At 58.4% G+C, this 7,494-nt stretch carries 6 protein-coding genes; 2 read left to right on the forward strand and 4 right to left on the reverse strand.

All coding sequences use genetic code 11. The annotated features are described in order from the left end of the window. Positions 1–159 precede the first annotated feature (159 nt). Entirely contained in the window at positions 160–498 is a 339-nt protein-coding gene (locus tag P1S46_10465) for a P-II family nitrogen regulator (protein ID MDF1536902.1), read from the forward strand. A gap of 100 nt (positions 499–598) precedes the next feature. Continuing rightward, complete coding sequence (gene glnA, locus P1S46_10470; GenBank protein ID MDF1536903.1) at positions 599–2,017, forward strand: type I glutamate--ammonia ligase; 1,419 nt, start codon at positions 599–601, stop codon at positions 2,015–2,017. 787 nt (positions 2,018–2,804) lie between these two features. Here glnA and lgt read toward each other — a convergent pair. The 4 genes from lgt to P1S46_10490 all read right to left on the reverse strand — a co-directional run. Next, positions 2,805–3,596 carry a prolipoprotein diacylglyceryl transferase gene (gene lgt, locus P1S46_10475; protein MDF1536904.1) on the reverse strand — a complete coding sequence of 264 codons (792 nt, stop codon included), beginning with the start codon at positions 3,594–3,596 and terminating at the stop codon, positions 2,805–2,807. A gap of 54 nt (positions 3,597–3,650) precedes the next feature. Continuing rightward, the gene (lspA, locus tag P1S46_10480; protein ID MDF1536905.1) at positions 3,651–4,127 is read right to left on the reverse strand and encodes a signal peptidase II; all 477 of its coding nucleotides are present in this window, start codon (positions 4,125–4,127) and stop codon (positions 3,651–3,653) included. Continuing rightward, positions 4,124–6,931, reverse strand: a complete 2,808-nt coding sequence (ileS, locus tag P1S46_10485) for an isoleucine--tRNA ligase (GenBank protein MDF1536906.1) — start codon at positions 6,929–6,931, stop codon at positions 4,124–4,126. Before ileS ends, lspA begins: the two co-directional genes overlap by 4 nt. A gap of 351 nt (positions 6,932–7,282) precedes the next feature. Beyond that, the coding region (locus tag P1S46_10490; GenBank protein ID MDF1536907.1) for a hypothetical protein at positions 7,283–7,494 on the reverse strand (212 nt) is incomplete at its 5' end.

The following is a 7,494-nucleotide window of genomic DNA, read 5'->3' on the forward strand; positions in this document are numbered from 1 at the left end:
TCAATGACTTATCCCGCAAATTAATGACTTGCGGGACGGGTCATTGCTTTGGGCGCCCCGCGCGGGGCGCGTTGATGACTTTTTGCGAAGTCATCAACTATATAAACAATGGACACCAGTTCATTGTTTATTCTGAGACGGCAAAAGGGAGGTTTGTTCATGAAAAAAGTTGAAGCGATCATCAAACCGTTCAAGCTGGAAGATGTCAAAGAGGCCCTCAACGCCCTCGGCATCCAGGGGATGACCGTGAGCGAGGTCAAGGGGTTCGGTCGGCAGAAGGGTCATACTGAGCTGTACCGGGGCGCCGAGTACATTGTTGACTTTCTCCCAAAGGTGAAGATCGAGGTCGTCGTCAAGGACGAAATCCTCGACAAGGTCCTCGAGGCTGTTGCCAAGGCTGCCAAGACGGGGCGGATCGGCGATGGAAAGATCTTTGTGATCCCTGTAGAGGATACGATCCGTATCCGGACGGGCGAGACGGGTGAAGAAGCCATCTGATCTTAAACCTGCCCTGGTGGAAGGCAGGTTTAAGATGAAATTTAATGCGTCTGGAAAGTCCCATGGAAACGGAAAAAGACATAAAGGCGGAGGATATATCATGACACCGAAAGAGGTTCTGGAGTTCGCGAAATCAAAAGGCATCAAGATGGTGGATCTGAAGTTTATGGACCTGCCGGGGACGTGGCAGCACTTCGGGGTACCCATCAGCCAGCTCGATGAGAGCACCTTCGAGGAGGGGTACGGTTTTGACGGGTCGTCCATCCGCGGTTGGCAGCCTATTCACAACAGCGACATGCTGGTCATCCCCGATCCGGTAACGGCCCAGGTCGATCCGTTCCTCACCAGGGTACCCACCTTGACCATGATCTGCGACATCGTCGACCCGATCACCAAGGAGTCCTACTCGAGGGATCCCCGCCACGTAGGCAAGAAGGCGGAAGCCTACCTGAAGTCCACGGGCATCGGCGACACGGCCAACTTCGGGCCCGAGGCCGAGTTCTTCATCTTCGACAACATCCAGTACGATCAGAACGCCCATTCCGGCTACTATTTCATCGACTCGGACGAGGGGGAGTGGAACACCGGCAGGGACGAGGAACCCAACCTCGGCTACAAGGCCAGGCACGGCGGCGGTTACTTCCCCGCTCCGCCCAACGACACCCAGACGGACATCAGGGTGGAGATGGTCCAGATCCTCGAGGAGGACTACGGGATCGAGATCGAGGCCGAGCACCACGAGGTGGCTACTGCGGGTCAGGCCGAGATCGACATGAAGTACACCCCTTTGGTCCAGTCGGCCGACAACCTCATGAGGTTCAAGTACGTGGTCAAGAACGTGGCCCGCAGGTACGGCAAAACGGCCACCTTCATGCCCAAGCCCATCTTCGGAGACAACGGTTCAGGGATGCACACCCACATGAGCATCTGGAAGGACGGCAAGCCCCTGTTCGCGGGGGACCGCTACGGCGGCCTGAGTGAGTTGGCCATGCACTACATGGGCGGGATCCTCAAGCACGCCCCGGCCCTGGTTGCGTTCACCAACCCGACCACCAACTCCTACAAGCGTCTGGTGCCGGGCTACGAGGCCCCCATCAACCTGGTGTACTCTTCCAGGAACCGGTCGGCTTCCATCCGCATCCCAATGTACTCGGCCAGCCCCAAGGCCAAGAGGATCGAGTTCAGGACCCCTGATCCGACATGCAACGGCTACCTCGCCTTTGCTGCCATGCTTATGGCCGGCCTCGACGGCATCGAGAACCGCATCGATCCCGGTGAGCCCCTCGACAAGAACATCTACGGCCTGAGCCCCGAGGAAAAAGCCGGCATCCCCGGTCTCCCCGGTTCCCTCGCGGAGGCCCTCGACAACCTGGAGAAGGACCACGATTGGCTGCTCAAGGGCGATGTTTTCACCCCGGACCTCATCGAGATGTGGATCGCCTACAAGCGGGAGGCCGAGGTGAACGCCATTAACCTCAGGCCCCACCCCTACGAGTTCTTCCTTTATTACGATATGTAAGATCGGTGAATCGTGAACAGTGAAAGGTGAAACGGGATTCTGCAAACACCGGTCGCTGATCCTGGATCGCCGCGCCTGGGAGAGGCGCCCGGGATGATGATAGAAAGGAGAATCATCATCCCGTGAGGCAAGGGAAAACCGCGCTTTTCGGTTTCCGTAGAGCGGAAGTCTCGCACAGACTTTCGCGGACTATCAGCAGTCATCCCTGGCCGTCTCAGGGACAGGAAGGGAGGTTGGCGCAAGCCGGCCTCCCCTCCGCTTTATTCAGGCAGTCAGAAAAAAGGTTCACAGTCTGCCCGAAAAAAGCGGAGGTATGTGGTCATCGTCAGGATATACCGGGACTGATGCGGTAGGCGCCTGCAGGATGTGAGACGATCGTTATCCCGGAAATGACGCGCAGCGTCATTATCCGGGATCCAAGGATTCCGGATCCTGTAATAGACAACTTCATTATTCTTCCTCCCCCTGCTGAGGGGGGAGGATCGAGGTGGGGGTGATATTTCCCCTCACCCCGGCCCTCTCCCCCAAGGGGAGAGGGAGAATGAGGAAAGGGACATATTGGAAGGGCGTCCGGAATGACGGGTAAACCCTGATCCGCCTTCAGCGGTATGTAATTCAAGCTCCCGGTTTTGGCAGTGATAAATGACTGTAGCGGAGTATCGGGGTAACGGGGTGACGGTGTGAGGTAGGGCTGGTTGAAATGAAACAGGATGCTGCCTGTAATTTCAGGTGGTTTTACTCCGGTACGCCGATACCCCGACACGCCGATACCAAAAGCCTCGGCCAGCTATTGCCGGGGCTTTTCCATACTACGTCCTCGATGCAACAGCGCATACGTTCCCGCCCCCACGACGACCATCACGACGCTTATCCACTGGCTGGTGGAAAGGGTTAGCCCGGCAAAGGAAAGCGATCCCCGCGGGTCGCCCCTGAAATACTCTACGGTCAGCCGGAACAGCCCGTACAAAAGCAGGTAAAGTGATGCGATCTGCCCTTCGAAACGTTTGCGGTGGTGCTGCCAGACCAGAAAACCGGTGAGGGCGAACAGAAAGGCCGATGAGTAAAGCTGTGTCGGATGGACAGGCTGGTTGAGGACCTCCGTCGCCAGGCACCTCGGGTCCGTGAAGGTGATGGACCAGGGCAGGTCGGCCGCCTTTCCGTAGCAGCACCCCGCGGAAAAACAACCCAGCCTTCCCATCGCGTGCCCGAGGGCGATGGCCGTCGCCCCGATGTCCAGCATCAGGCCCGTTTTGAGTCCGTAGATCCTGATACAGGCGAAAAGGCCGACGATCCCGCCAAGCAGCCCGCCGTAAAAGACGAGCCCCCCTTTCCAGAGCATGATGATCTCCAGGGGGTTCGCGGCAAAATATCTCCAGCTGACCGCGACGAAGAGGGCCCTCGCGCCGAGAAGGCCGCTTAAAACCACGATGAAAGAGATGTCCACCATGCGCCCTGGGTCACCTCCCGCCCCGCGGTAAAGGTACTCTGCAAGCGCCACCCCGGCCAGGATGCCCAGGGCAACCATTAGGCCGTAGGTGTGGATGGTCAGGGGGCCGATACTCAGCAGATCAGGAAACATCAGGTTTAACTCCAGCTCGTAAAATAGCCCGAGGAGATATTTTACGAGGTTATTTTAAATAGTGTCGGTTTTCCCGGTCAGGTACAGGTAACCCAGGATGACGGCGCCGATCGAGATTGCTGAATCGGCGATGTTGAAAGCGGGCCAATGGTAAGAGCCCAGGTAAAAGTCGAGAAAATCCACGACCTCACCGGTGACCGCCCTGTCGTAGAGGTTCCCGAACGCTCCCCCGCCGATGGCCGCGAAGGACAGTCGCAATGAACGGGATGTTGAAGCCGCTGCCTGCCTGTACAGGACCCATAGAAGGAACATGGCAGCGACGGATGCAAGGATGAAAAAAACTCTTCGAAGGGGACTGTCCCAGGAGGCAAGGATCCCGAAGGCGCCGCCGGAATTCCGGGCATAGGTGATGTCGAACAGGCCGGGGATGACCGGGATGGACTCGTAGAGGTCCAGGAACCTGGGCACGATCATTTTGGAGATCCTGTCGGCGGCGACAATCACGCCGAACAGGGTGAAATCGCCGATCATCGATCCTCCAGGACGGCGTGGCAGCGGCCGCATATGGCCGGGTGGTCCTCGGAGAATCCGACGTCCATGGTGAACTTCCAGCACCGTTCACACTTGGTTCCGCCGGTCCTCGCCACCTCCACTCCCAGGCCGGGGACTTTATCATCCCGGACAAGATCTACGGAGATCTTGTCGACGACTTCGAACGCCACGTCCGATACGATGAAAAGGTCTGCCAGCGTACCGCCGAAAGATCCCAGGAAGTCAGCTGTTTTTTGCTGCGTACACTCGATCCGGATGTCGGCTTCCAGGGAGTTGCCGATGACCTTGTCCCGGCGTTTTTCCTCCAGGGCCCTGGTCACCACCTCCCTGATCCTGATAAGCTCCTGGTAGCGCTGGTCGAGGTCGCTGTCCATTACCGCGTCGTCCGGTTCAGGGAACCGCGAGAGAAACACGCTTTGGGGGCGTTGGCCCGGGAGATGCTCCCACACCTCTTCCGAGGTGAAGGACAGGATGGGGGCCATGAGCTTGACGATCGCTTCCGCCAGATGGAGAAATACGGTCCGGGCCGACCTTCTCAAAGCGCTGTCCCGTCCCGAAGCGTACATCCTGTCCTTGAGGATGTCCAGGTAGAAGTTGGACAGGTCCACGACGCAGAAGTTGTGAAGGGTGTGAAAAACGGTGTGGTACTGGTACCGGTCGTAGGCGTCCAGGACCCTTCGCGTGACTTGGCTGAGCCTGAGAAGGGCCCAACGGTCGAGCTCCTCCATCTCACCGTAGGGTACCGCATCCGTTGCCGGGTCGAAATCGCTCAGGTTCCCCAGCAGGTAGCGGCACGTGTTGCGGATCCTCCGGTATGCTTCGGACTGGCGCTGGAGGATCTCCTGGGAGATCCTGATGTCGTCACGGTAGTCCTCGGCCGCCACCCACAGGCGGATGATCTCGGCCCCGTATTTGTCGATGATGTCCTGGGGGGCCATGACGTTCCCCGTTGACTTGGACATCTTGAGGCCCTGTCCGTCCACGACGTATCCGTGGGTGAGGACTTCCCTGTAGGGAGCCCTTCCCCGCGTCCCCACGGACGCCAGGAGTGTGCTGTGGAACCACCCGCGGTGCTGGTCGGATCCCTCCAGGTACATGTCGCAAGGCCACGAAAGATCATCCCTGTCTTCGAGTACGGCTGCGTGACTGACCCCCGAGTCGAACCAGACGTCGAGGATGTTCATGTCCTTGCGAAAGGTCGTCCCCCCGCAGGAGGAACAGGTGGTCCCGGCAGGCAGGAGCCCGGCGGCTTCGGCGCTGTGCCAGATGTCCGCCCCGTGCTCTTCCATGAGATCGGCCACGTGATCGCAGATCTCCCGGCTCATGAGGGTCTCGTCGCACTTCTCGCAATAGAAGACGGTGATGGGGGAGCCCCACGAACGCTGGCGCGAGATGCACCAGTCCGGCCGGTTCTCGATCATCTGGTAGATACGCTGCTGTCCCCATGCCGGTATCCATGTGACATTGTTGATCTCCTGCAAGGCATTTGTTCTCAGGCCGGAGTGCGACATGGAGATGAACCACTGTTCCGTGGCCCTGAAGATGATGGGTGAACGGCATCTCCAGCAGTGGGGATAGGTGTGTTCGATGGACTTTTCACCGAGTAGGGCGCCCACCTCCCGCAGCTTGTCGTTGACCGCCTTGTTCGCCTCGAAAACGTGCATTCCGGCAAAAAACTCGACATCCGGTGTAAACCGGCCCGCGTCATCCACCGGGGCATAGACTTCGAGGTCGTACTTCAACCCTGTCTCGTAGTCCTCCTGCCCATGGCCGGGAGCCGTATGAACACACCCCGTTCCGGCTTCGAGGGTGACGTAGTCGGCATTGACGATGACCGACGGCCGGTCATAAAGGGGGTGGCGCGTTTTGAGCCCTTCCAGGAGGGCGCCCTTGAACTTCACGATGGGTTCCGGATCCTCGAGGTTCAAAGCCGCCGCCACGCTGCCGATAAGCTCATCGGCCACGATGATCGCCTCCCCGTTCCAGGGAATCGCCGCGTAGGTCATATCCGGGTGCAGGGCAACGGCCTGATTGGCCGGTATGGTCCATGGGGTGGTGGTCCAGATGACGACGGCTGTGGGGATTCCTGAAAGCTCCCCGACCCGTTCTGACGGGTCGTCGGTGAAAGGAAATTTCACGTAGATGGACGGTGAAGTGTGGTCGTGGTACTCGACCTCCGCCTCGGCCAGGGCTGTGCCGCAGGAGGAACACCAGTAAACAGGTTTTTTGCGTTTATACACGGCGCCCTTTTCGATGAAGGCGCCCAACTCCCTGGTGATCCTGGCCTCGTAGTGGAAGGCCATGGTCAGGTAAGGGTTGTCCCAATCCCCGAAAACGCCCAGGCGCTTGAACTCGTCTCTCTGGATATCGATATACTTTTCAGCATACTTCCTGCAGGCCTGTCGGACCTCGACCGGTTCAAGGCCCCTCTCCCTGGCCTTGAGCTCAGTGTCCACCTTGTGCTCAATGGGCAGTCCGTGACAATCCCATCCGGGGACGTAATGGGAGTAATGGCCCGCCATCCATTTGGATTTGACCACGAAATCCTTCAGGATCTTGTTGAGTGCCGTTCCCATGTGAATATGGCCGTTGGCATAGGGAGGACCGTCGTGGAGCGTGTAGACCGGCCCATTCTTCCGGTCCTCGAGGATCTTCTCGTAAAGGCCGGTCTCCTCCCAGTGGGCGAGCCTTTCCGGTTCCCTCGTGGGCAGGCTGGCCCGCATGGGAAACTCCGTATCCGGGAGGTTCAGGGTGTCCTTGTAGCTCTTTTTTTCGTCAGACATTTGAATTCTCTCTTGTTGTGAATCTCAAATCTCATATCTCAAATCCCGGCATTCATCCAGGATCCAGGATCCAAGATCCAGGAAGGTTACAGATTACATTGACAGGTGAAACATGAATCGTGAACCGTGAACCGTGAAGCGTGTAAAAATAAAAAAACCGCCCCTCCAGGGACGGATCATTTCCGCGGTACCACCCCGGTTGCCCGGCACGCTTCAGAGCCTTTCCTGAAAGGTTGCCGGACCCCTCTGGCGCTGTGTCGGGCGCACCCGGCCCCGCCTATGTCCCTCGATCCCGCAGCTGGCGGGACTCGGGAATTCAGCGGAACGGCTCCGGGGTGATCTCCTCCGCCTTCACGGTCGCCGGGCTCTCACCATCCCCGGATCGCTGTGGGCCGCTGTAAAAGCGGGTACTGTCCCCGTCATCGCCTTGTCTTTAATTGTGATAACCTCGCAGAACGTCCATTGGAGCCGTTTTGCGAGTCCAACAATGATAGAGTCGCAAAAAGTCCAATCCGGGACTTTTCGCTCCACGGAAAGGGAAAAGCGTCGTTTTCCCTTTCCTT

It is taken from the genome of bacterium, assembly GCA_029210545.1.
Classification (GTDB): domain Bacteria; phylum BMS3Abin14; class BMS3Abin14; order BMS3Abin14; family BMS3Abin14; genus JARGFV01.